This window comes from Curtobacterium luteum (genome assembly GCF_001475545.1).
Lineage (GTDB): Bacteria > Actinomycetota > Actinomycetes > Actinomycetales > Microbacteriaceae > Curtobacterium > Curtobacterium luteum_A.
Genome location: NZ_LDQC01000036.1, coordinates 1 through 25,593, shown reverse-complemented (window position 1 = coordinate 25,593; position 25,593 = coordinate 1). Strand labels below are relative to the sequence as shown.

Below are 25,593 nucleotides of genomic sequence, written 5' to 3'. Positions count from 1 at the left end.
GTCGCACTATCATCGTGCGAGTCATGGCCTCCCGATACGACTGCACCGACAACGACGGCCTCCTCACCGGGATGCGGCTCGCACGTGCCGCGCTCGGACGCGGAGAACTCGTCGTGGTCCCCACCGACACCGTCTACGGCCTCGCCGCGGATGCCTTCAGCGCGGCCGCCGTGCAGCGCCTCCTGGACGCGAAGGGCCGGACCCGGCAGTCCCCGCCGCCCGTGCTCATCCCGGGGCCGCCGACCCTCGATGCGCTCGCGAGCGAGGTGCCGCAGCAGGTGCGTGACCTCGTCGACGAGTTCTGGCCCGGTGGCCTGACGGTCATCCTCCGGGCACAGCCGTCCCTCGACTGGGACCTCGGCGAGACCCGGGGCACCGTCGCGCTCCGCATGCCGGACTCTAGGATCGCGCTCGAACTGCTGCAGGAGGTCGGCCCGCTCGCGGTGTCCTCGGCGAACAGCACCGGTGACCCGGCCGCCATGGACGTCGACGCGGCGGAGCGCATGCTCGGCGACAGCGTCTCGGTCTACCTCGACGGCGGCCCGATCGAGGTCCACGACGGGTTCGCGGCGTCCACCGGGTCGACGATCGTCGACGCGACCGGGCTCTCGACCGGCGACAAGCTGACGATCGTGCGGCACGGCGTGATCCCCGACGACGAGATCGCCAGGGTCGTCGGAGCCGACCTGATCGCGTGAAGTACTACCTGCTCGCGGGGGCCATCTCTGCGGTCGTGAGCTTCTGCATCAGCTGGCTGGTGTGGAAGCTCGGGGTCCGGTTCCGCTGGTACCCGAAGGTCCGCGAGCGTGACGTGCACCGCACGCCGACGCCCCGGCTCGGCGGCATCGCGATGTACCTCGGCGTCATGGTGGCGATGCTCGCAGCGTGGTTCCTGTTCCCGTCGATCGCCGGGACGGACTACTTCCGGCTCGTGTTCTCCGAACCGGGCCGGGTGCTGGCGGTCCTCGGTGGAGCGACGATCATCGTGGTCCTCGGGGTCGCGGACGACATCTGGGACCTCGACTGGATGACGAAGCTGGCGGGTCAGATCATCGCCGCCGGCATCCTGGCGTGGCAGGGCGTGGCGATCGTCTCCCTGCCGATCGGCAACACCCTCGGGGTCGGCTCGTCGTACATGAGCCTCATCTTCACCGTGCTCGCGGTGGTGCTCGTGATGAACGCGGTGAACTTCATCGACGGGCTCGACGGGCTCGTCGCGGGGGTGGCGATCATCGCCGGCGGGGTGTTCTTCCTCTACACGTTCTTCATCAACCGCGTGGTGCAGCAGACGGAGTTCTTCTTCAACCTGCCGTCGCTCCTGACCGCGGTCCTGGTCGGGGCGTGCTTCGGGTTCCTCATCCTCAACTGGCACCCCGCGAAGCTGTTCATGGGCGATGCGGGTGCGCTGCTCGTCGGGTTCCTCATGGCCACCAGTGCGGTGAGCGTCACGGGCAACATCGACCCCGCGGCGGTCCAGACACGCCAGGCCCTGCTGCCGGCGTTCATCCCGATCCTGCTGCCCTTCGCGATCCTCATCGTGCCGATCCTCGACTTCGGGCTCGCGGTCACCCGGCGTCTCAGCGCCGGGAAGTCGCCGTTCTCCGCCGACCGGAAGCACCTGCACCACCGTCTGCTCGACATGGGGCACTCGCACTTCCACGCGGTGCTGATCTTCTACGCGTGGACCGCCACCGTGGCGTTCGGCTGTCTGCTCTTCCTCTTCGTCGACTGGTACTGGGTCGTGGCGTTCGTCGCCGTCGGGTTCACGGTGTGCGCCGTCGCCACCTTCGCCCCGCTCGGCCGGAAACGCACCGAGATCGCCGCCCAGACCGCCGACCGCTCCGCCGCCGTGGTGGATGCCAGCCTCGACCCGCTCGACCGGGCCGCCAACGACCGCTCGATCCCTGGAGACATCACGTGACCGCACCGAACGCGCTCGACCACGTCCGGCCGGTGTTCCGCCGCATCCTCGTCTGGGCGGGACTCCTCGCGGTCGCCCTCGCCGTCGTCGGGGGAGTCGTGGGGCTCCTCGTCGCCGGCACGCCGGGGTTGGCCGGCGGCCTGCTCGGCGCCGTGCTGAGCGTCGTGTTCCTCGGGCTCACCGCGCTGTCGGTGCTCGTCGCGCTCCGCGTGTCGAAGGGGCAGATGATCTCGGGCGCGTTCTTCGGCATCGTGATGGGCACGTGGCTGCTCAAGTTCGTGCTCTTCATCGTCGTGCTCGTGGCGCTGCGGGACCGTGCGTGGGTGGACTTCCCGATCCTCGCCGTCGTGATCATCGTCGGGGTCGTCGGTTCCCTCGTCATCGACGTCGTCGCGGTGGCGAAGGCGCGGGTCCCGATCGGGGTGGCGCTGCCCGGCGCACCGGCGGCCTCGGGCGCGGATTCCTCCTCGGAACCTGAGAAGGACGACACCCGCGACTGAGAGCCCGGGAAGCCTCTCGCACCTGATAGGCTTCTCGAAGTCCGCGTCCGGAGCCTCGCTCGGAGCGGACGAGCCTCCACAAAGTCCACCATCGCGTGCCGTGTGTGCGCGCGCCGACACAGGAGACAGCGCTGCTATCCCACGCTCTTCCCCTGTCCCTCACCGCTGCGGTCAACCCCGTCGCGGCGGGGAGCAGCCAGGCCGCCGAGTTCCACGGTCCGTCGATCAACGAGTTCTTCCCTGACGCGATCTTCTTCGCCGGGACCCCGTTCGAGATCGACCGCCTCGTCATCATCCGGTTCATCGCCGTCGCCGTGCTGCTGATCATCGGCATCGTCGGGACGCGCTCGATGAAGCTCGTGCCGGGTCGTGGCCAGGCGCTCATCGAGTACGCCTTCGACGTCGTCCGTCGCAACACGTTCGACAACCTCGGCGAGAAGGACGGCAAGCGGTTCCTGCCGATCCTAGCCACCATCTTCTTCTCCGTGCTGTTCCTGAACCTGACGGGTCTCATCCCCGGGTTCAACCTGCAGGGCACCAGCCGCATCGCGTACCCGATGATCCTCGCGATCGTCGCCTACGTGGCGTTCATCTACGCGGGCCTCCGCAAGCACCCGGGCGCGTTCCTCCGCAACGCGCTGTTCCCGCCCGGGGTGCCGTGGCCGCTCTACATCATCGTGACGCCGATCGAGCTCGTCTCGACCTTCGTGCTCCGTCCGGTGACGCTGACGCTGCGACTCCTGATGAACATGGTCGTCGGCCACCTGCTGCTCGTCCTGTTCTTCGCAGCGACGCAGTTCTTCCTGTTCGACACCGAGGGCGCCTTCAAGCTCTTCGGCGTCGGGACGCTCGCGTTCGGCATCGCGTTCAGTTTCTTCGAGATCCTGGTCGCCCTGCTGCAGGCGTACGTCTTCATGCTGCTGACCGCTGTGTACATCCAGCTCGCGCTGGCTGACGAGCACTGACCTGTACTGACCCCCATACGGCACGGCATCCGCCGAGCCGCACCTGAAAGGAAAACACGTGGACGCAACGACCGTTCTCGCGGAGATCAACGGCAACATCGCGACGGTTGGCTACGGCCTCGCGGCGATCGGCCCGGCCATCGGCGTGGGCATCGTCGTCGGCAAGACGATCGAGTCCGTCGCTCGCCAGCCGGAGCTCCAGGGCCGTCTGACGACCCTCATGTACATCGGTATCGCCTTCACCGAGGCCCTCGCCTTCATCGGTATCGCGACGTACTTCATCTTCACCAACTAAGGCCTCTCGATGCAGAACGCACTCATCATCGCGGCGGAGGAGACGCACAGTCCCCTCGTCCCGCCGTTGTACGACATCGTGTGGTCCGCGGTGGCGTTCGTCGTCATCCTGCTGGTCTTCTGGCGGGTCATCATCCCGCGGATCACGAAGATGCTCGACGAGCGCACCGAGGCCATCGAAGGTGGCATCAAGAAGGCGGAGGCCGCTCAGGAGCAGGCCGCCGCTGCGCTCGACGAGTACAACAAGCAGCTGGCGGAGGCGCGTGCCGAGGCATCGCGAATCCGTGAGCAGGCCCGCGCCGACGCGACCGCCATCGGCAACGAGGTCCGCGAGCAGGCCGCGGCCGATGCAGCTCGCATCACCGCCAACGCCCAGGCGCAGATCGAGGCCGAGCGCCAGAGCGCACTCCAGTCGCTCCGCACCGAGGTCGGCTCGCTCGCGCTGGACCTCGCGTCCGGTGTGATCGGTGAGTCCCTCAAGGACGACGCGAAGTCGAACGCCGTCGTGGACCGCTTCCTCGCGGACCTCGAGGCCTCCAAGGCCGGGGAGCGCTGAGCATGCGCAGCGCCACCAGGGAAGCACTCGCGTCCACGAGGGCGGTGCTCGCCGACCTCGGCGGCAACGCCGATCTGGCCACGGGTGCCGAGATCCTCGCCTCCGGGCGTGCGATCGCCGGTGCGCCGCAGCTGCTCGGTCTGCTGTCCGACCCGACGGCCGACCCGGCCGGCAAGAAGCTCGTCCTCGACCGCGTCTTCGCCGGTCAGTCGGACGCGACGCGCGCGGTCCTGACCGCAGTGGCCGGCTCGCGCTGGTCCTCGCAGCAGGACCTCCTCGCGGGCATCGAGGACGCGGGCATCCGCGCCGTCGCCGCCACCGCGGGGTCGGGCACCTCGATCGAGTCGGAGCTGTTCGCCTTCGAGACCGCCGTCCGTTCGGACGCCGACCTCGAACTCGCGCTCGGCACCAAGCTCGGCAGCCCGGCGGAGAAGGGCGCGCTCGTCGAGCGGCTGCTCGGCTCCAAGGCGTCGCAGCAGACCGTGACGATCCTCTCGGCGCTCGTGCAGCAGCCGCGCGGGCGTCGCATCGGTGAGCTGGTGCGCGAGGCGAGCCGCATCGTGGCCGACCAGGCGGACAAGCTCGTCGCGACGGTCATCACCGCGACGCCGCTCGACGCCGGACAGTCCGCACGCGTGGCCCGCGGCCTCGGCGAGCGGTACGGCAAGGACATCAGCATCAACCAGGTCGTCGACCCGTCGGTCGTCGGCGGGGTCCGGGTGCAGATCGGCGGCGACGTCATCGACGGCACCGTGTCCACGCGCCTGGCGGAGCTCCGGCTCCAGCTGGCCGGCTGAGCGTACGGTCGAAGCCGCCCCACCCAAGTCCACAACGGGAACTGTCGTCGTCACGGCAGCATCACCCTCTCGGAGCCGAAGGGCCCCGGAAACCAACAAGGAAAATCCCATGGCAGACATCACCATCAGCCCCGATGAGATCCGTGATGCCCTGAAGGACTTCGTCTCGAACTACGAGCCGACGAAGGCCTCCACGGCCGAGGTCGGGCACGTCACCGACGCCGGTGACGGCATCGCGCACGTCGAGGGCCTCCCCGGCGTCATGGCCAACGAGCTCATCCGCTTCGCGGACGGCACGCTCGGCCTCGCGCAGAACCTCGACGAGGACGAGATCGGCGCCATCGTGCTCGGCGAGTTCGACGGCATCGAAGAGGGCCAGGAAGTCACCCGTACCGGCGAGGTCCTCTCGGCCCCGGTCGGCGACGCCTTCCTCGGTCGCGTGGTCGACCCGCTCGGCAACCCGATCGACGGTCTCGGCGAGATCGCAGCCGAGGGCCGTCGCGCCCTCGAGCTCCAGGCTCCGGGCGTCATGTCCCGCAAGTCGGTGCACGAGCCGCTCCAGACCGGCATCAAGGCCATCGACGCGATGATCCCCGTCGGCCGCGGCCAGCGTCAGCTGATCATCGGCGACCGCCAGACCGGCAAGACGGCCATCGCGATCGACACGATCATCAACCAGAAGGCCAACTGGGACTCCGGCGACGTGAACAAGCAGGTTCGCTGCATCTACGTCGCCATCGGTCAGAAGGGCTCCACGATCGCCTCCGTGAAGGGTGCGCTCGAGGACGCCGGTGCGATGGAGTACACCACCATCGTCGCGGCCCCCGCCTCCGACCCGGCCGGCTTCAAGTACCTGGCCCCCTACACCGGTTCGGCCATCGGCCAGCACTGGATGTACGGCGGCAAGCACGTCCTCATCATCTTCGACGACCTGTCGAAGCAGGCCGAGGCCTACCGTGCCGTGTCCCTGCTCCTCCGCCGTCCGCCGGGCCGTGAGGCCTACCCGGGCGACGTCTTCTACCTGCACTCCCGTCTGCTGGAGCGCTGCGCGAAGCTGTCGGACGACCTGGGCGCCGGTTCGATGACGGGTCTCCCGATCATCGAGACCAAGGCGAACGACGTCTCGGCGTACATCCCGACCAACGTGATCTCGATCACGGACGGCCAGATCTTCCTGCAGTCCGACCTCTTCAACGCGAACCAGCGTCCGGCGGTCGACGTGGGCATCTCGGTCTCGCGAGTCGGCGGTGACGCACAGGTCAAGTCGATCAAGAAGGTCTCCGGCACGCTCAAGCTCGAGCTCGCACAGTACCGCTCGCTCGAGGCGTTCGCGATGTTCGCGTCCGACCTCGACCAGGCGTCGCGTCGTCAGCTCGACCGTGGTGCGCGTCTCACCGAGCTCCTCAAGCAGCCGCAGTACTCGCCGTACCCGGTCGAGGAGCAGGTCGTCTCGATCTGGGCCGGCACCAACGGCAAGCTGGACGAGGTCCCCGTGTCCGACGTCCTCCGCTTCGAGTCGGAGCTGCTCGAGCACCTCCGCCGTAACTCCGACGTCCTCACCACGCTCCGCGAGACCAACCAGCTCAGCGACGAGACCGTCGCCGCGATGGACCGCGAGATCGACGCCTTCACGAAGGGCTTCCAGACGAGCGACGGCAAGACGCTCGGCTCGGAGCAGGTCGAGGCGGCCTCGGCAGAGGACGTCGACCAGGAGCAGATCGTCAAGGGTCGTCGCTAGATGGCAGCGCAGGTCCGGGTCTACCGACAGAGGATCAAGTCCGCGAAGACCACGAAGAAGGTCACGCGCGCGATGGAACTGATCTCGGCGTCGCGGATCCAGAAGGCACAGGCCCGCATGGCCGCGTCCGGTCCGTACTCGCGGGCCGTGACGCGGGCGGTGTCGGCCGTGGCGACGTTCTCGAACGTCGACCACGTGCTGACCACCGAGCCGGAGTCGTCGACGCGTGCCGCCGTCGTGCTGTTCACCTCGGACCGCGGTCTGAACGGTGCGTTCAGCACGAACGTCCTCAAGCAGGGTGAGGAGCTCGCCTCCCTCCTGCGCAGCGAGGGCAAGGAGGTCGTGTTCTACCTCGTCGGCCGCAAGGCAGTCGGGTACTTCGGCTTCCGTGAGCGCCCGTCCGAGCAGCAGTGGGTCGGCGGCACCGACCAGCCCGAGTTCTCGACGGCCAAGGAGATCGGCGACGCGGTCGTCGGCAAGTTCCTCCAGGACACGGCCGAGGGCGGCGTGGACGAGATCCACATCGTCTTCAACCGCTTCGTGAGCATCGCGACGCAGGAGCCGCAGGTCGTCCGTCTGCTCCCGCTCGAGGTCGTCGAGGGGGTCGAGGCGCCGTCGAACGACGAGCCGCTCCCGCTCTACGAGTTCGAGCCCGACGCGGACGCCGTGCTCGACGCACTGCTCCCGGTCTACATCGAGAGCCGCATCTTCAACGCCATGCTGCAGTCGGCTGCCTCCGAGCACGCCGCACGTCAGAAGGCCATGAAGTCGGCGAGTGACAACGCGGACTCCCTCATCCGTGACTTCACCCGCCTCGCGAACAACGCTCGTCAGGCCGAGATCACGCAGCAGATCTCCGAGATCGTCGGCGGCGCCGACGCCCTCTCGTCGAAGAAGAAGTAGTCCGCGTCGTTCGCGGACAGTTACCCACCCTCAGGAAGGCACCAGCCATGACCGACACCGCCACCACCGCGGTCGAGACGTCGTCGGCGCCCGGTGTCGGCCGGATCGCCCGTGTCACGGGTCCCGTCGTCGACATCGAGTTCCCCCACGACGCCATCCCCGAGATCTACAACCTCCTGCACACGACGATCACCATCGGTGACTCGACGCAGGAGATCGGTCTCGAGGTCGCGCAGCACCTCGGCGACGACCTCGTCCGCGCCATCTCCCTGAAGCCGACCGACGGTCTGGTCCGTGGCCAGGAGGTCCGTGACTCGGGCGCTCCGATCTCGGTCCCCGTCGGCGACGTCACCAAGGGCAAGGTCTTCGACGTGCTGGGCAACGTGCTCAACACGGACGAGGCCATCGAGGTCACCGAGCGCTGGCCGATCCACCGCAAGGCCCCGGCCTTCGACCAGCTCGAGTCCAAGACCACGATGTTCGAGACCGGCATCAAGTCGATCGACCTCCTCACCCCGTACGTGCAGGGTGGCAAGATCGGTCTCTTCGGTGGTGCGGGCGTCGGCAAGACCGTCCTCATCCAGGAGATGATCCAGCGCGTCGCGCAGGACCACGGTGGTGTGTCGGTGTTCGCCGGTGTCGGCGAGCGCACCCGTGAGGGCAACGACCTCATCGGTGAGATGGAGGAGGCGGGGGTCTTCGACAAGACGGCCCTCGTGTTCGGCCAGATGGACGAGCCGCCGGGAACGCGTCTGCGCGTGGCCCTGTCGGCGCTGACGATGGCGGAGTACTTCCGCGATGTCCAGAAGCAGGACGTGCTCCTCTTCATCGACAACATCTTCCGCTTCACGCAGGCCGGCTCCGAGGTCTCGACGCTCCTCGGCCGCATGCCGTCCGCGGTGGGTTACCAGCCGAACCTCGCGGACGAGATGGGCGTGCTCCAGGAGCGCATCACCTCGACGCGTGGTCACTCGATCACCTCGCTGCAGGCGATCTACGTGCCGGCCGACGACTACACCGACCCGGCGCCGGCGACCACGTTCGCGCACCTCGACGCCACGACCGAGCTCTCCCGTGAGATCGCGTCGCAGGGTCTGTACCCGGCCATCGACCCGCTGACGTCCACGTCGCGGATCATGGACCCCCGGTACCTGGGCGCCGACCACTACGAGACCGCGACGCGCGTCAAGCAGATCCTGCAGAAGAACAAGGAGCTGCAGGAGATCATCGCGATCCTCGGTGTCGACGAGCTCTCCGAAGAGGACAAGATCACGGTCGAGCGTGCTCGTCGTATCCAGCAGTTCCTCTCGCAGAACACCTACATGGCGAAGAAGTTCACGGGCGTCGAGGGTTCGACCGTCCCGCTGAAGGACACCATCGAGTCGTTCCGCGCGATCGCCGACGGCGAGTTCGACCACGTCGCGACGCAGGCGTTCTTCAACGTCGGTGGCATCAACGACGTGGAAGAGAAGTGGGCGCAGATCCAGAAGGAGAACCGCTGACATGGCGGCACTCACCGTGAGCGTCGTCTCGGCCGACCGCGAGGTCTGGTCGGGCGACGCCACCATGGTCGTCGCACGCACGACGGAGGGCCAGATCGGTGTCCTCGCGGGGCACGAGCCGCTGCTCGCGACCCTCGCAGAGGGCCAGGTCCGCATCACCCGGGCCGACGGCTCGACGGTGACCGCGGACGCCGCTGATGGCTTCCTGTCGGTCGAGCACGACACGGTCACGATCGTGGCGCGGCAGGCCGCGCTGGCGTCCTGACCGGACTGACCGTCCTCCTCCCGCCTTCGGAGACGAAGCGGGAGGGCGGGGACCCGGGCTGCACGCTGGACCTGCGTGCGCTCAGCTTCCCGGAACTGTCCGACGAGCGGGCCGCGGTGATCACCGCGGCCCGCTCCGTCAGTTCCGAGGAGGACTCCGCCCGGACGGCGTTGAAGCTCGGTCCGAAGTCGATCGCCGAGCGGTTCCGGAACCTCGTGCTGGACACAGCGCCGACGATGCCGGCGTTCGATCGCTACACCGGGGTGCTCTACGATCCGCTCGACGCCCTGTCGGCGGACGACGAGACCCGTCGCTGGTGGTCGGACCACGTCGTCGTGCAGTCGGCGATGTTCGGGCCGATCGGGGCGGGCGACGCGATCCCGGCGTACCGGCTGTCGCACGACTCGCGGCTCGGTTCGCTCAGGCTGGCGTCGCACTGGCCGACGGCGTCGTCGCGCGCGCTGACGTCGCGGTCCGGCGGACTCGTCCTCGACCTCCGGTCCGAGGGGTACCGCCAGCTCGGTCCCGTCCCTGACGCCCTCGTGCCCCGCGTCGTGAGCGTCGACGGGAGTGGTCGACGCAAGGCGCTGAACCACTGGAACAAGACCGCGAAGGGGCGCCTCGTCTCGCTGCTCGGTCGGTCCCGCGCGGACATCACGACCGTGGACGACCTCAGGGCGTGGGCGGAGGAGCACGGTGTGGTCCTCGAGCGCACGTCGGACGGCTGGGACCTCGTGGCCGAGTCCCTCGCTGCGGTCCGTACCTGACGTCGGTCGTTCCTGCACAGGCCGGGCAGGCCGGCTCGTCGTCCACGGACGGCAGAGGCGGACCGGCCTGGAGGCACGGATCGCGCTTCGATGGCGTCCATGATCCCCTCCACGACACGATCCGAGCACGACCGAGCGGTGCGCTACCCGCGTGAGATCGCTGCCGCGGTGACGCTGCGAGCAGCCTGTGCCGCCCTGACGGACGGCCCGGCCGACCTGCCGCTCGCACCGCTCGCCGCGGTCGCGGTGCTGACGTCGTGCACAGCACTGGCGACGCGCTTCGCCATCCTCGAGCACCTCGCGGACCCCGACGACCCCGATCCACGGACCGCGGTGCCGTTCAACGCGTTCGCCGACCGGCTGCCGCCGGCACTCACCGGAGCGGGGCCGATCCCGGACCGGGCACGGCTGCGCCTCGCGGGCGATCGGGCAGCTGACGCCTGGCGGATGTGGCGTGCCGGGGACGACCCGCACGGGTGCTCCCGCGGAGCGGCTGGTGCGCTGTCGGTCGCCGCCTGGTGTGCGTGGGGCCTCGGTTCGGCCGAGCGGGCACGGACCCGGGCGGTGTACGCGCTCGAGACCGCGGCCGACGACCCTCTGGCGTCGCTCGTCCTCCGGATGGTCCGATGCGACGTCACGCCCGGATGGGGACGGCGATGACGCGCAGGGTCGACGGCATCGTCTACGGTTGGACCAGCAGCGAGGGAGGGGCCGAGTGCGCGACGACGACACCGCTGACGACCGACGCGGCACCACCGGCGGTGTCGACGACGTCGACGACACGGTCATCGGGCCGCGTCGGGGCGCTCCCGCCGGCGACGATCTCCTCGGCGACACGGTCGTACGCGCTCGTCCGGGCGCGCCCGCCGGCGACGACCCCTTCGGCGACACGGTCATCCGTCCGCGGAGGCGTCGCACGGCAGATCCCGCTGCCGACACGATCATCCGGCCGCACAGCTCGGACACGTCCTCCCCGGCGGCACCTGACGACGACACGGTCGTCCGTCCAGCTCGCCCGCTCGGCGGCGGACCGGACCCGGCGACCGACGACACCGTGCGGGGTGTGCCGACGCGACCCGACGCGGACCGGGGGCCGGCCGCCGGACCGGCACCGGGCCTCCAGGCCGGAGTGCCACGGTCCACCCGGGCGCCGTCGGTCCGCATCGGCGACCACGTGCTGCGACTCGACCGCCCGCTGGTCGTGGGCCGGAGGCCCTCGCTGCCGCGGATCGTGCGTGGCCCCGAGCCACTGCTCGTCACCGTGCACTCGCCGTCCGGACAGGTCTCCTCCTCGCACCTGCTCGTGCAGGCCTCCGGAGAGGCCACCGTGGTCGAGGACCTCCGGTCGACCAACGGGACCGTCGTCCGACCGGTCGCGGGGAAGCCGTTCCGGCTCGCGTCGGGTGGGTCAGCGGTGGTCCTGACGGGTACGGTTGTCGAGATCGGTGACGGCAACGCCGTCGAGATCCTCTCGCCACACCTCCGGGTGCTGCCCGCGGATCCCGTCCCGACCCCGCCGGGCTGGCCGTGACCGGTTCCCTGACCGACGTGCCCCCGACCCACCAGAGAGCGATCCAGTACACGTGACCGAACTCGGCCGAGCAGCCAACGCGCACGCCATCGACGTCCCCGGTGCGGACGGCGCCGTCCTCACCCTGTCGTGGGGCGCGGCGACCGACGTCGGGCGTCGGCGTGACCACAACGAGGACAGCTACATCGTCGGTGCTCCGTTCTTCGTCGTCGCCGACGGGATGGGTGGACACCTCGCAGGCGACCGCGCGAGCGACGCCGTCGTGCGGCGCCTCGCGCAGGTGTCGGAACAGCCGTTCACCACCCGGCAGGGCATCCAGCGGGCGCTCCTGCTCGCGACCGCGGACATCGAGCGAGCGGCGGGCGGCAACGCCATCGGCGCGGGGACGACCGTGACCGGGATCGCACTGGTGGCGACGCAGGGGCAACCGGCGGCGCTCGTGTTCAACGTGGGGGACTCGCGGACCTACCGGATCGACGACGGCGTGATGCGTCGCGTGACCGTCGACCACTCGGTGGTGCAGGAGATGGTCGACGCAGGGCTCCTCCGCGCCGAGGACGCCGAACGCCATCCGGACAGCAACGTCATCACGCGGGCCGTCGGGTTCGGTGAGCCCCCGGAGCCCGATTGGTGGACGCTGCCGCTCCGGCAGGGTGACCGCTACATCGTGTGCTCGGACGGTCTCACGAAGGAGCTCGGGGACGTCGGCATCGCGCGCATCGCGGCGCGGGTCGAGGGGGCGCAGGAGCTCGCGGAGCGGCTGGTGGGAGACGCGGTCGTCGCGGGTGGCCGTGACAACGTGACCGTGGTCGTGCTGCAGGTCGACGGGGCTCCCGACGACGGCGACGTCGAGGACACGCTGCCGCGTCACTGACCCCCCCGAACTGGGGTCGTCGGCGCCCCGGGGGTCGTCTGGGCGCTCGGCTGGGCGTCGGAGGGCTTCCGTAGAATGACATGGCCGTGACGAGCGTGCCGGCCGTCCGACGGCTGGGGAGGAGGGGAGCATGGCGCGACGACTGCCGTCCGACCCGCCCGTCATCCCGGGCTTCAGCCCCGTGCACGTCCTCGGTTCCGGCGGCTTCGCGGACGTCTTCCTCTACGAGCAGGACATGCCGCGCCGCAAGGTCGCGGTCAAGGTGCTCCTGGACGAGGTCGTCGACGACCGGGTGCGCCAGATGTTCCAGGCCGAAGCGAACCTGATGGCCCGGTTGAGCACCCACCCGTCCATCCTCACCGTGTTCCAGGCGAGCGTGGCGGCCGACGGGCGGCCGTACCTCGTGATGGAGCTCTGTTCGTCGTCGCTGAGCGATCGGTACCGCCGTGAGCCGATCCCCGTGTCCGAGGTGCTCGCGATCGGGATCCGCATCGGTGCCGCGCTCGAGACCGCTCACCGTGAGGGGGTCCTGCACCGCGACATCAAGCCGTCGAACATCCTGCTCACCGCCTACGGCAACCCGGTCCTGTCCGACTTCGGGATCGCCGCGACCGTGGGGGAGTCCGACCCGGACGAACCCGTCGGCATGTCGATCCCGTGGTCCGCGCCGGAAGTCCTGGGCGACGAGTCGCGGGGCACCATCCAGTCCGAGGTGTACTCGCTCGCGGCCACGGTCTACTCGCTCCTGGCCGGCCGGAGCCCTTTCGAGGTCCGCGGCGGCAAGAACGGCGCCGGCGACCTGATGAGCCGGATCGACAAGGGCGGGGTGAAGCCCACCGGGCGCGCAGACGTGCCGCCGACGCTCGAACGGCTGCTCGCGGCCGCGATGTCCCGCAAGCCCCAGCAGCGCCCGGCGACCGTGCTCGAGCTCGTCCGCGGGTTCCAGCAGGTCGAAGCCGAACTCGGCATCCCACAGACGTCCGCCGACGTCGCGGTCGAAGCCTGGGCAGTTGCCACCCCGGCGCCCGAGGGTGACCGCACGATGATCCGTGAGCTCCAGCCGCCAGCCCGCCTGGGCGGCCGTCGTCGAGCCCGCCGCGCCGTGCAGGGCGGGGTCGCGGCGATCGGCGCGCAGAGCGTCGGAACCGTGCACCGCACCGGTTCCACGACCCGTGCACGTCGCCGGAGCCGCTCGACCCTGCTGTGGGCGGGCGCCCTGACCGTCGTGGTCGTGGCCGCTCTGGCCGTCGCGACCGTCGCTGTCGTGGGGCGCCTCGGCAGCGGTGCGATCCCCGTGGTGTCGGATGTCCGTGCGACGACGACGGCCTCGTCCGTGACGTTCCGCTGGACCGACCCGGGCCTCGGCACCGGAGACACCTACGTCGTGTCGTCCAACGGCGCGTCGAGCCAGCAGTCCGGCACGAGCTTCGTGGTGTCCGGGCAGCGCGGTGACGAGGAGTGCATCTCGGTCGCGGTCAACCGCGACGGGAAGACCGGCGTCGCGAGTGCGCAGCGCTGCGCGACCATCGGGAGCGGCCGGTGATCCGCGGGCTCCTCGCGAAACACCGCTCGGCGGCGATCACCGCCGTCGCGTCGGTGCTCGTCGGTGCCGTGGTCGCCACGGCCGCCGTGGCATCGAGCGGTTACCACACGCAGCGGGTCGACCTGGGCGACGGCACGGTGTGGGTCCCGTCGTCGCAGTACGGGGCGATCGGCCGCGCCAACACCGGTGTGCTCGAACTCAACACGGCGGTCGAGACCTCCGCCGACCGGCTCGCCGTCCTCCAACGGGGCTCGACGGTCTACAGCGTCGACCAGACGAAGGGCACCGTCGCGAAGGTGGACGTCACGGACGCCACGGTGGGCGACCCCGTCACGCTGCCGGCCGGATCCCCGCAGGTGTTCTTCGCGGGTTCGTCGGCGGTGATCGGGAACGCGGACACCGGTGAGCTGTGGACGACGCCCGCGGCGGACCTCGCCGACTTCGACGCGTCCGACAAGCCGGACCTGACGCTCGGTGCCGACGCGGTGTTCGACGCCTCCGACGACCACGTCGCGGTGTACTCGCCGAAGACGTCGACCGCATCCCTCGTCGACCTCGGGACCACCGTGTCGGTGGCACAGAAGTGGACGGTCCGGATGGACGCCGACCACGACCTCCAGGTCGCGGCGTTCGGTCGCAACGTCGCGGTGCTCGACCGGACCGACGGGGTCCTCGCCATCGACGGCGACCGGGTCGAACTCGGTGACCGGGTCGGTGCTCAGCCCGCGTTGCAGCGTTCCACGACCGACGGCGACAGCGTGGTGGTCGCCGGGACGGCCGGGATCGTCCGGGTCTCACCGTCCGGCGCCGTCGACGCGACCGCGCTCGCGGTGTCCGGTCGCGCGGCGCGTCCCTACGTCGACGGCTCCTGTGTCTACGGTGCGTGGGCCGGCGGACAGGCGATCGACACCTGCGACGGACGCGCGGTGCAGCGTCTCGAGCAGGCGACGAGCAGCGGCGCCCTGCAGATCCTGCACAACGGCAGCACGGTGGTCGCGAACGACCCCGACAGCGGGCGGTCCTGGGCCATCGACCGGAGCGGTCAGCTCATCGACAACTGGTCCGACCTCATCAAGAAGGACGACGACCAGCAGCAGGAGCAGGTCTCCGACGACGACCCGGAGGTCGAGAAGGACCAGAAGCCCCCGGTGGCGGTCGACGACGCGCTGGGCGCGCGTCCCGGACGCACCACGAGCCTCCCGGTCCTGCTCAACGACTACGACCCGAACGGCGACCCGATCATCGTCTCCGAGGTCGGGAAGATCGACGAGTCGATCGGCCGTGTCGCGATCGTCGCCGACGGTCAGCGCCTGCAGATCACGCTGACCTCCCGCGCGCGCGGCACCGTCAAGTTCCCGTACACGATCACGGACGGCAACGGCGGGTCGGACACCGCGACCGTCACCGTCTCGGTCCGGCAACCGTCCGAGAACGACGCTCCCCGCCAGTTCCGGGATACGAGCGCGAACGTCGTGCAGAACGGACACGTCGTGTCGAACGTCCTGGGCGACTGGGTCGACCCCGACGGCGACCCGGTGTACCTGAAGTCAGCGACCGCTGCCGACGGCGACACCGTCTCGACGACGCCCGACGGCCTGCTCGACTACCGCAACAAGAGCGGACGCACGGGTGATCGCTCGGTGCAACTCGTCGTGAGCGACGGACAGGCGGACGGTCGCGGATCCCTCACCGTCACCGTCGCGAAGGCCGGCAGTGTGCCGCTGTACGCGGACGCTTTCCCCGTCGCCGGGTACGCGGGCAAGGCGTTCACCGTGGATCCGCTCGACCACGTCCGTGGCGGCAACGGCACGGTCACCCTGACGAGTGTGTCGTCGTCCAAGGGCCTCACCATCACGCCGAGCTACGACTCCGGGACGTTCCGCGTCGTCGGCGCCGGCGCGGGTGACCACCAGCTTGAGTACACCGTGACCGACGGTTCGAAGACGACCAGTGGCGTGGTCCGCGTCACGATCCAGGCGCCGCCCGACGCGTCGACGCCGCCGATCACCACGCCGAAGACGGTGTTCGTCAACACGCTCTCGACGAAGGACACCGACGTCACCGCGACCGACATCGACCCGGCCGGCGGCGTCCTGCTGGTGACCGCCCTCGACACTCCCGATCGAGCCTCCGGCGTCCAGACGAGCATCCTCGACCAGCACACGGTCCGCATCACGCTCACGGCACCGCTCGACGGGCCGGTGACGTTCGGCTACACCGAGACCAACGGCCTGGCCTCCGCGACCGGCACCATCACGGTCGTCGAGATTCCGAAGCCCGACCGCGTCCAGCCGCCGGTCGCACAGCCCGACACCGCCACGGTCCGGGTCGGCGACGTGGCGAACATCTCCGTGCTCGACAACGACACGCAGCCCGAGGGTGAGCCGCTCACCCTGCAGCCCGACCTCGTGCAGAACGTGCCGGGCGACGGCGGTCTGCTCTTCGTGTCGGGCGACCACCTGCGCTACCTCGCTCCGGAGACCCCGGGCAACTACACCGCCGTGTACCGCGTCGCGGGTCCGGACGGGCAGTACGCCGACGCCACCGTCTCGATCTCGGTGCGCGACAAGGACACGGCGACGAACAACCCGCCGGTGCCGCAGACGGTCACGGCACGCGTCGTCGCGGGGAAGTCCGTGCGCGTCTCGATCCCGCTGAACGGCATCGACCCCGACGGCGACTCGGTGCAGCTCGTCGGCGTCGGATCGAACCCGGACAAGGGCTCGGTGAGCGACGTGTCCTCCGATTCGTTGACGTACGAGGCCGGCGACTACTCGGCGGGCACCGACGAGTTCACGTACACCGTCGTCGACGCACTCGGCGCCCGTGCCACCGGGACCGTCCGGGTCGGCATCGCCCCGCGCGCCGAGCAGGCATCGAACCCCGTGGCCCAGGCCGACCACGTGACGATCCGCCCCGGTGGGTCCGTGACCGTGCGTGTCCTCCAGAACGACTCCGACCCGGAAGGTGGTCAGCTCGCCGTCACGAAGGCCGAGCCGACCGACGACACCGTCAGGGCGAAGGTCCTCCGTGGTCAGCAGATCCGGGTCACGCCGCCGAAGTCGGCGACGACCGGTGACTTCGCGGTCCTGTACACGGCGACGAACGAGAGCGGTGGCTCGAGCACCGCGTTCCTGACGGTCACGGTCGACAAGGATGCGCAGCCCCTCCGTCCGGAGGTCGACGACACCACGCTCGACCTGCAGGACATCATCCGGCGGCAGAGCGTCACGGTCGACGTGCTCGAGAACGTGTTCTTCGCCGAGGGCACCGCCGCCGACCTCACCGTCGGCGTCGTCGACGGGTACGGCGACACCGCGAGGCTCACCGATGACGAGCGGATCGTCGTCCGTCTGACCGACGAGTCCCAGGTGATCCCCTTCTCCGTCGCGCGCAAGGACCGACCGGACATCGTCTCCTACGGCTTCATCAACGTTCCGGGCTTCGACGACGCACTGCCGCAGATCGACCGCACCGCACCGGCCATCACCGTGAAGAGCGAGGCAACGGTCCGGATCCCGCTTTCGGATTACGTCATCACGGCGAACGGCAGGACCGCGACGATCACCGACGACGGCACGGTGAAGGCGACACACGCGAACGGGCAGGACCTCGTCGTGGATTCCTCGACGCTCCGGTTCACCTCCGCGAAGCTCTACTACGGCAACGCGTCGATCTCGTTCGAGGTCACCGACGGTTCGTCCGCCAACGGGGGCAAGGGCCGGACCGCCACGCTCGTCCTGCCCATCAAGGTGCTCCCTCGGTCGAATCAGCCGCCGGCGTTCTCCGGTTCCGCCCTCGACATGGAGCCCGGGTCGACGCGCACGATCGACCTCGCGAAGCTCACCGACTACCCCTACCCGCAGGACCTGCCGGAGCTCCGCTACTCGATCGTGAGCCAGCCGGCGGAGGGCGTCACCGCGACCATCGCCGGACAGCGGCTCACGGTGCGGGTCGCTGACACCGCGAAGAAGGACACCACCGCGTCGATCGGCGTCGGGGTCGCCGACGACGCGAACGCCGGCCGTGCCGGGACGGTCAGCGTGTCCGTGGTCGCATCGACGCGTCCCCTCGTGCAGCCCGGGGCCGACAAGAGCGTCGCGAAGCGCGGCGAGACGACCACGATCGACGTGCTCGCGAACGACCAGCCGACGAACCCGTTCCCGAGCGAGCGGCTCCGCGTGGTGAACATCCGGGGGCTCGGTGGCGGGTTGCCGGGCGGCGTGAGCGTGACGCCCAGTGCGGACAAGTCGCGGCTCCAGGTCCGGGTGTCGGACTCCGCGAAGCCGGTGGACGCACACCTGCAGTACCAGGTCGCCGACGCCACGAACGACCCCGACCGGTACGTGTGGGGCGACGTGACGATCTCCGTGCAGGACGTCCCGGACTCGCCGGGCGCCCCGACCCGCACGGGGTCCTACGACGGCGGCCAGGTGACGCTCACGTGGTCGACCCCCCAGGCGAACAACTCGCCGATCACGGGCTACCGGCTCACCGGGACGAACGGCGTCTCGAAGGACTGCGGGACCGCGACGGTCTGTCAAGTCAGGGGCCTCGACCCGAAGGCCTCCTACCGGTTCTCTGTCGTCGCGACGAACGCCGTCGGGGACAGCGAGCCCTCCGCGCAGTCGGTGCCGATGAGTGCCGACTACGTGCCCGCTCCGCCGACGGGCATCAGCGTGAAGCCGAACCAGGACACGCCGAACCAGCTCGACGTGAGCTGGAACGCGGTGCCTGCTCCCAACAACGGGAGCGCGGTTGACAACTACGTCGTGACGATCAGCGGTCCGGGCATCTCGACGACGAGGAGCACCGGCACGTCGACGAGCACGTCGTTCGGAGGTGCACAGAGCGGGGCGCAGTACACCGTGACGGTGTCAGCGCGGAACGGCGCGGACCGGAACAACACCGTCGTGCAGTGGAACGAGGGCAGTGCGACGGGCAGCGCCGTCGGCGTTCCAGGAAAGCCGACGAACGTCAACGCGGTCGCGGGTTCGACCGCCGACGGCAACGGGAAATCGGTCGTGACGATCACGTGGGGTGCCGCTGATGCAGCGGGTGGCTCATCGTTGCGATACAGCGTCTTCCGGTCCGGTGACGTCGCTTGCTCGGCGAACCCCGGCGGGTCCATCGGCTCCAGCAGCCCGACCACGGACACCGGTGTGGACGGCGGCACCGCGACCTACGCGGTGACGGTGTCGAACGGGTTGTTCTGCAACGTGGACTACGCGAGCGCCGTCACGTACGAGCGTCCGGGGGGAACCGCGTCCCCGGCTCTCGCTCTCGTACCGCAGTCGGGTTCGGCGTCGCAGTTCAACCTGCGAGTGACGGCGCCGTCCAATCGGGTGGACCACTACCGGCTCGAGACCGGAGGCGCCGCCGTCGATCTCGCACCCGGTGATTCCTGGGTGGGCGTGCCGGGTTCGGGAGCACGGAACACCGCCGTCTCGATGACCCTCCGTGCGTGCGGGGGCCCCGGGTCGACGTTCTGCACGACGGACGACCGATCCGCTGTCGTGACCGGCGCGGCCCTCGACACGTCAGGATCCATCACGAAGGCCCAGCAGGGTTCGCCGCTCGAGGTCACCGGGCCGGCCGGCTCGGGATTCGCCATCACCGGCTACGAGGCGACCTGGTACGACGCCGACGGGAATCCATCTCGACTGCTCGCGCCGCCGGAGAGCTGGAAGCCGGGGGGACCAGCCCCGACGCCGCCGAACTCCGCGATCTTCACGGCGAAGTCGGTCTCCGTGACGGTGGACGTGTCCCTGAACGGCACCGGATCGTCGGTCACGGGGCTCCTGAGCGGACCCGTTCCCATCGCAGACGCCCCCGCGGATTCCACAACTCCGTCCGGCAACTGAGCCCAGCGCCGATCACGCCCTACGCTTCCGAGTAGCGCGCCACGACCCACGACTCACCACCGAAGGAACGACCCCGCATGAGCATGACCCCGGAGCAGGCCACCTGGTTCGCCGACGCCGCCGGCCGCATCGTGACGAACATCGAGCAGGTGCTCCTCGGGAAGACCTTCGTCATCCGCCTCGCGGTCACGGCGATGCTCAGCGAGGGCCACCTCCTGCTCGAGGACGTCCCCGGCACCGGCAAGACGAGCCTCGCGCGGGCGATGGCACAGAGCGTGCAGGGGTCGACGAACCGCATCCAGTTCACGCCGGACCTGCTGCCCGGGGACATCACCGGCATCAGCGTCTACGACCAGCGCACGCAGGAGTTCGACTTCCACCGTGGCCCGGTGTTCTCGAACATCGTGCTCGCGGACGAGATCAACCGCGCGAGCCCGAAGACGCAGTCCGCCCTCCTCGAAGCGATGGAGGAGTCCGCGGTGACGGTCGACGGCGTCAACCACCGTCTGGCCGCACCGTTCATGGTCATCGCGACGCAGAACCCCGTCGAGCAGGCCGGGACGTACCGTCTGCCGGAGGCACAGCTCGACCGCTTCCTCATGAAGGCGTCGATCGGTTACCCGGACCACGCCGCGACGGTCAAGATCCTCGAGACCTCCTCGGCTCCTTCGGCGTCCGTGCCGCTCGCGAGCGTGGTGCCCGCGGCGACGATCACCGAGATGGCCGCCCTGGCGCGGTCGGTGCACGTCGACGCGGTCATCGCCGACTACGTCGCCCGACTGGTCGACGCAACGCGCTCGGCCAGCGAGGTCCGGCTCGGCGTCAGCGTCCGGGGTGCGATGGGCCTCATGCGTGCCTCGCGGGTCTTCGCAGCGCTGAACGGTCGGCACTACGTCACCCCCGACGACGTGAAGGCCCTCGCTGTCCCGGTGCTCGCGCACCGTCTGGTGCTCGACGCCGAGGCGGAGTTCGACGGCGTCAGTGCGAACGCCGTCGTGTCGCAGTTGCTGGTCGAGACGCCACCGCCCGCGGACCGGGTCTCCTCGTGACCGACCGCCGGCCCGTCTCGACGCGTTCGCGCCGCCCCACCTCGACGCGGTCGCGTCGTGGTGGGGGCGCGCACGAGCGCACCGTGACGGTCGCCGGCCTGACGAACGTGCGGACGCGCCTGGTCGGCGACCGCGAGGGTGTGGCAGCGGATGCGGTCGTCGGGTTCGTCCGCTTCTGGGCATCGGCCTGGAGGCTCGTCAAGCGCGCCTGGGGCGAGGTCTCGTCCGTGGTCACCGGCCTGGGCTGGACGGTGACGGTGCTCACGCTCGTCGCGTTCCTGACGGGGTACCGGCTCGGCCTCCGCGAGGTCGTCGTCGTCGGGTTCGCGGGTGCGCTGCTCGTGGTCGTCGCAGCGGTCGCCCTGATCGGGCGCTCGCGGCTCCTGATCCGCATGCGGCTCCCGCAGCACCGGGTCGCGGTGGGGGACCCGGCCGCGGTGGTCGTGACCGCGGAGAACCCCGGGCGTCTGCCCTCGGTGCCGACGACGGTGGAGGTCCCGGTGGGCGCGGGACTCGTCGACGTGGCGATCCCGGCTGTGCCGGCCAAGGGCTCGTTCGAGCGGGAGGTCCCGGTGCCGACGACCCGCCGCGGGGTCCTCGACGTCGGCCCGGTGACGGGTGTGCGGGCGGACCCGGTCGGGCTGGTCCGACGCGAGATCGTGTGGACGGCTCGGGAACAGGTCATCGTGCACCCGCGGACGATCGCGATCCCCTCGACGAGCACTGGTCTCGTGCGGGATCTGGAGGGCCAGGCCACGACCGACCTTTCCCCGTCGGACATCGCGTTCCACGCCATCCGCGAGTACCTGCCCGGCGACGATCCCAGGACGATCCACTGGAAGTCGACCGCGAAGTCCGGCGCGCTGATGGTGCGCCAGTTCGAGGACACACGGCGCTCGCACCTCGTGGTCGCGCTCGGGGTCTCCAGGGCTGAGTTCGCGGACGGCGACGAGTTCGAGCTCGCGGTGAGCGCCGCGGCATCGCTCGGTACCCGGGCGGTACGCGATGGCCGCGACGTCACCGTGGTCGTGTCCGAGCGGACGCCGGAGTTCGCCAAGCGCCCGGTGTACGCCGTGCACCCGCTGCCGACGGTGACCCCGACCCGTCTCCTCGACGACTTCGCGCGGGTGGGGCTGGCCGAGGCGTGCTTGCCGATCGCCGAGGTCTCCCGCATCGTTGGCAGCGACACGGCGGGCATCTCAGTGGCGTTCCTCGTGGTTGGGTCGACCGTCGAGCTGCCGGCGCTCCGGCTCGCGGCGACCCGGTTCCCCGTCGGGGTCGAGGTCGTGGCCGTCATCTGCGAGCCCGAGGCGCAGCCGCGGTTCCTGCGGGTCGTGGGCCTGACGGTGATGACCATCGGCTACCTCGACGACCTCCGTCACGCGCTGCAGCGATCGGCGGCAGCATGAGCGCCCCCGCTCCCACGCAACCGACGGTGCGCGTCCGAGGGGCCGCGCGTCGCGATGCCCGGCGCAGTGCTCGTCGGGTCTCCGCGCTGCGGTGGGCCGGTGGGACGCTCGCCGTCTGGTTGCTCGTCGCGGTCGCGAGCGTCGCGTGGTGGCCGGTCCACCGCGACGGTGCGATGGTGGTGGCGGCGGTCACGGCGGTGCTCGCGGGCACGCTGGTGGCGCTCCTCGGAGCCGCGTACCGGCTGTCGTCCCCGATCGTCGGCATCGCCGCGGTCGCGGCGTTCGCGCTCACCGGGGTGCCCGCCGCGGTGCCCGGGGAGGCGAACGGGATCCTGCCGACCGGTGGGGGACTGCTCGACCTCTTCGCGGGGGTCGCCCTCGGCTGGAAGCAGCTGGTGACCATCAGTCTGCCGGTCGGTTCGTACGAGGCGCTGCTCGTTCCCTACTTCGTCACCGCCCTCGTCGCGACGGTGACCGGCGTGAGCGTGGCGACCCGTGCCTCCCGGCAGGAACTCGGCGCGATCGCACCGCTCGTGCTCTTCGTCGTCGGCATCGTGGTGGGACCGAGCCGGCTCGACACATCGATCGTCACCGCGGTGGCGCTTGCCGGCATCGCGCTGGTGTGGGCGCTCACCGCGCGGCACGCGCGTCGGGCCGTCGCGGTGGCCTCGACCATCGGCGCACGCGTCCCGGTCGCTCGGTCGGTGCTCCGTCCGGCGCTCGTCGGTACGGGGACGATCGTGGCGGCGGCCGTCGTGGCGACCGGACTGGGACTCGTCGTGCCGCCGTCGGTCGGTCGCACGGTGGCTCGGACCGACGTGGTGAAGCCGTTCGACCCGCGCGACTACGTCAGCCCACTCAGCGGTTTCCGCGCCTACGAGGAGGCCGACGAGGCCGACGCGGCGCAGCTGCGGGTGACCGGCCTCCCGGAGGACGGCTTCGTGCGCATCGCGACGCTCGACACGTACGACGGCGTCGTGTACCGCGTCGGCGGGTCGGACGGAGCATCCGCGTCGGGGACCTTCGAACGGGTCCCGACCTCGGTCGACGTGCGGGGCGTCCGCGGCACGACCGTCCGTGTCGGCGTGACGGTCGAGGGGTACCGCGGCGTCTGGCTGCCGACCGTCGGCGACCTCGAGCGGGTGGACTTCTCCGGGCAGCAGGCCGACCGGGACCGGACGTCCTTCTTCTACAACGCCTCGACCGGCACCGGCGCGGTGGTCGGCGGCGTGACGGAGGGGACGACCTACGACCTCACCGCGGTGCTGCCCGACCAACCGACGGAGGAGCAGCTCTCGTCGGCGCGGCCGGGCTCGGCAGCGGTCCCGGCGCTCCGGGGCGTGCCGGACGCGGTGCGGGACACCGTCGAGGCGTACACGGACGGTGCCGGCTCGGACGGCGCGAAGCTCGTCGCGATGCTGCAGGAGCTCAGGCGCACCGGCTACGTGAGCCACGGCGTGGGCGACGACCGCGCGAGCCGCTCGGGTCACGGCGCCGACCGGATCACCGAGCTCCTCACGTCACCGCTCATGGTCGGCGACCAGGAGCAGTACGCCGTCGCCGCGGCGCTCATGGCGCAGCAGCTCGGGTTCCCGACCCGCGTGGTGCTCGGCTTCACCGAGGGCGGCGACTCCGGTACCGGGTCGACGACGAGCGGCGGGACGACGACCTTCCGCGGCTCGGACGTCACCGCACGCATCGAGGTCGACACGGCGCAGTGGGGATGGGTGATGCTCAACCCGAACCCGACCGTGCGGAAGATCCCGGATGCGCAGCAGGAGACGCCGAAGCCGGTCACACGTCCGGAGACCGTGGTCCCGCCGCCTCCCGCGGACCAACAGGACCAGGACCAGCAGGCGCCACCGCAGAGCGACCGCGACACCCCGGCGGTGCAGCCGTTGTGGTTGCAGATCCTGCTCGCCGCGTTGCCCTGGGTGCTCGGTGTGCTCGGACTGGCCGCACTCGTGCTCCTGCCCTTCGTCACGATCGTCACGGTGAAGCGTCTCCGCAGGCGGCGACGGCGACGCGCACCGTCACCCCACGTGCGGATCGTCGGTGCGTGGGACGAGTACCGCGACGCCCTGGTGGATCGTGGTCACGACGTCGCACCGTCCGCGACGCGGCGCGAGAGCGTCCGAGGTGCGCCCGGCGAGGGTGGGCCCGGGCTCGCCGCACTCGCGGACCGTGCGGTGTTCGGTCCGAGCGACGTGGACGAGCCGACCGCGGACCGGATGTGGGTGGCGACCGACGAGGCGATCGCGAGCCTCCGTGCGGGTCGGAACCGGCGGGAGCGTTTCCGGTCCGCGGTGTCGTTGCGGTCGCTGCGGGTCGGTGCGGCCGGTCGGACAGCGGTGACGGCTGTCGTCGGCGCGGTCAGCTCGAAGGGCGGTCGCACTTCGCGTGACTACGATGGCCGGAGGCCGTTCGGACCTCGTGGACGTCAGCGCGGGGGTGGCCGGCCGAGTAAGGACAGAGGCACCACGTGATCAGATGCGAACACTGCGGCTCGGCGCTCCCGGACGGAGCGATCTTCTGCGGTGAGTGCGGACGTGCGGTGACGGCGTCGGCGAACCGACTCCCGGCAGCCACCGCACCGGTCGAACAGGCACCGCCGCCGCCGCTCCTCCAGCCCGACGTGCACGGCCGTCGTCCGGACCCCGCCGCGGACGCCTGGTTGCCCGAGGCGACCCTCGACCCGGCGACCCGCGCCTGGCTGACCGGCTCTGACCGCACTGGCGAAGGTGCCCCGACGCAGGCGCAGTACCCGGACGGCCCGGCGCAGACCGACCAGAGTGCGCACAGCGCCGGGCCGACGCCGTGGACGCCGAGCGCCGGCGGCTCGTCGGCCGACGAGCCACCGCTCGACCCGGACGCCTTCGCAGCCGAGCCGACGACCGGTGCCGCCGACGACGATCCCGAGGTCACCCGCGTCGCCGAGCGCGCTCGGCGTGCCGCAGGGACGAACCCTCCGACGGCTCCGGCGTCCTCGGGTGCGTCGTCCACTCCCACACCTCCCTCCGCACCTGCGTGGGAGCCGCACGCGCAGCGGGACGTTCCGTCGTGGCAGCCGCCCGCCCGGGACGCCGCCCCGGCACGGCCGTCGACACCGTCGTGG

The 25,593-nt window shown here is 70.5% G+C and carries 21 protein-coding genes; all 21 read left to right on the top strand.

What is annotated here, in order from left to right; all coding sequences use genetic code 11:
• The first annotated feature begins 23 nt into the window (after window positions 1-23).
• Window positions 24-698, top strand: a complete 675-nt coding sequence (locus NS184_RS06525; protein WP_058725324.1) for an L-threonylcarbamoyladenylate synthase — start codon at window positions 24-26, stop codon at window positions 696-698.
• A complete protein-coding gene (locus tag NS184_RS06520) occupies window positions 695-1,921 on the top strand; it encodes an MraY family glycosyltransferase (RefSeq protein ID WP_058725323.1) in 1,227 nt (408 codons plus the stop codon). The genes NS184_RS06525 and NS184_RS06520 overlap by 4 nt, the downstream gene beginning before the upstream one ends.
• Window positions 1,918-2,421, top strand: a complete 504-nt coding sequence (locus NS184_RS06515; protein ID WP_058725322.1) for a hypothetical protein — start codon at window positions 1,918-1,920, stop codon at window positions 2,419-2,421. The genes NS184_RS06520 and NS184_RS06515 overlap by 4 nt, the downstream gene beginning before the upstream one ends.
• A 104-nt stretch (window positions 2,422-2,525) precedes the next feature.
• Entirely contained in the window at window positions 2,526-3,386 is an 861-nt protein-coding gene (gene atpB, locus NS184_RS06510) for a F0F1 ATP synthase subunit A (protein ID WP_083513509.1), read from the top strand.
• Between the two features lie 58 nt (window positions 3,387-3,444).
• Window positions 3,445-3,681 carry an ATP synthase F0 subunit C gene (atpE, locus tag NS184_RS06505; RefSeq protein WP_027465781.1) on the top strand — a complete coding sequence of 79 codons (237 nt, stop codon included), beginning with the start codon at window positions 3,445-3,447 and terminating at the stop codon, window positions 3,679-3,681.
• Between the two features lie 9 nt (window positions 3,682-3,690).
• Window positions 3,691-4,236, top strand: coding sequence for a F0F1 ATP synthase subunit B (locus tag NS184_RS06500; RefSeq protein WP_058725321.1), 546 nt, complete (start codon window positions 3,691-3,693; stop codon window positions 4,234-4,236).
• Between the two features lie 2 nt (window positions 4,237-4,238).
• Window positions 4,239-5,033, top strand: coding sequence for a F0F1 ATP synthase subunit delta (locus NS184_RS06495; protein WP_058725320.1), 795 nt, complete (start codon window positions 4,239-4,241; stop codon window positions 5,031-5,033).
• 109 nt (window positions 5,034-5,142) lie between these two features.
• Window positions 5,143-6,771 carry a F0F1 ATP synthase subunit alpha gene (atpA, locus tag NS184_RS06490; protein ID WP_058725319.1) on the top strand — a complete coding sequence of 543 codons (1,629 nt, stop codon included), beginning with the start codon at window positions 5,143-5,145 and terminating at the stop codon, window positions 6,769-6,771.
• Window positions 6,772-7,674 carry a F0F1 ATP synthase subunit gamma gene (locus tag NS184_RS06485; protein ID WP_022905155.1) on the top strand — a complete coding sequence of 301 codons (903 nt, stop codon included), beginning with the start codon at window positions 6,772-6,774 and terminating at the stop codon, window positions 7,672-7,674.
• Between the two features lie 47 nt (window positions 7,675-7,721).
• Window positions 7,722-9,176 (top strand): F0F1 ATP synthase subunit beta, encoded by a 1,455-nt coding sequence (gene atpD / locus NS184_RS06480; RefSeq protein ID WP_058725318.1) that lies wholly within the window; start codon window positions 7,722-7,724, stop codon window positions 9,174-9,176.
• A gap of 1 nt (window position 9,177) precedes the next feature.
• A complete protein-coding gene (locus tag NS184_RS06475) occupies window positions 9,178-9,441 on the top strand; it encodes a F0F1 ATP synthase subunit epsilon (protein WP_022905158.1) in 264 nt (87 codons plus the stop codon).
• Window positions 9,438-10,208 (top strand): YaaA family protein, encoded by a 771-nt coding sequence (locus NS184_RS06470; protein WP_345969005.1) that lies wholly within the window; start codon window positions 9,438-9,440, stop codon window positions 10,206-10,208. Before NS184_RS06475 ends, NS184_RS06470 begins: the two co-directional genes overlap by 4 nt.
• A 99-nt stretch (window positions 10,209-10,307) precedes the next feature.
• Window positions 10,308-10,868, top strand: a complete 561-nt coding sequence (locus NS184_RS18265; protein ID WP_193750415.1) for a hypothetical protein — start codon at window positions 10,308-10,310, stop codon at window positions 10,866-10,868.
• A gap of 55 nt (window positions 10,869-10,923) precedes the next feature.
• Window positions 10,924-11,739 carry an FHA domain-containing protein gene (locus tag NS184_RS06460; protein WP_058725315.1) on the top strand — a complete coding sequence of 272 codons (816 nt, stop codon included), beginning with the start codon at window positions 10,924-10,926 and terminating at the stop codon, window positions 11,737-11,739.
• A gap of 52 nt (window positions 11,740-11,791) precedes the next feature.
• A complete protein-coding gene (locus NS184_RS06455; protein ID WP_058725314.1) occupies window positions 11,792-12,613 on the top strand; it encodes a PP2C family protein-serine/threonine phosphatase in 822 nt (273 codons plus the stop codon).
• Window positions 12,614-12,743: 130 nt separating this feature from the next.
• Window positions 12,744-14,156, top strand: a complete 1,413-nt coding sequence (locus NS184_RS06450; protein ID WP_058725313.1) for a serine/threonine-protein kinase — start codon at window positions 12,744-12,746, stop codon at window positions 14,154-14,156.
• Window positions 14,153-20,020 (top strand): Ig-like domain-containing protein, encoded by a 5,868-nt coding sequence (locus tag NS184_RS06445; protein WP_058725312.1) that lies wholly within the window; start codon window positions 14,153-14,155, stop codon window positions 20,018-20,020. Before NS184_RS06450 ends, NS184_RS06445 begins: the two co-directional genes overlap by 4 nt.
• 77 nt (window positions 20,021-20,097) lie before the next feature.
• Window positions 20,098-21,069, top strand: coding sequence for an AAA family ATPase (locus NS184_RS06440; protein WP_058725311.1), 972 nt, complete (start codon window positions 20,098-20,100; stop codon window positions 21,067-21,069).
• 83 nt (window positions 21,070-21,152) lie between these two features.
• Window positions 21,153-22,478: a DUF58 domain-containing protein gene (locus NS184_RS06435; protein ID WP_058725333.1), complete on the top strand. Its 1,326-nt coding sequence runs from the start codon at window positions 21,153-21,155 to the stop codon at window positions 22,476-22,478.
• Complete coding sequence (locus NS184_RS06430; protein ID WP_083513507.1) at window positions 22,475-24,964, top strand: transglutaminaseTgpA domain-containing protein; 2,490 nt, start codon at window positions 22,475-22,477, stop codon at window positions 24,962-24,964. Before NS184_RS06435 ends, NS184_RS06430 begins: the two co-directional genes overlap by 4 nt.
• The coding region (locus tag NS184_RS17755) for a zinc ribbon domain-containing protein (RefSeq protein WP_152998094.1) at window positions 24,961-25,593 on the top strand (633 nt) is incomplete at its 3' end. The genes NS184_RS06430 and NS184_RS17755, both read left to right, overlap by 4 nt.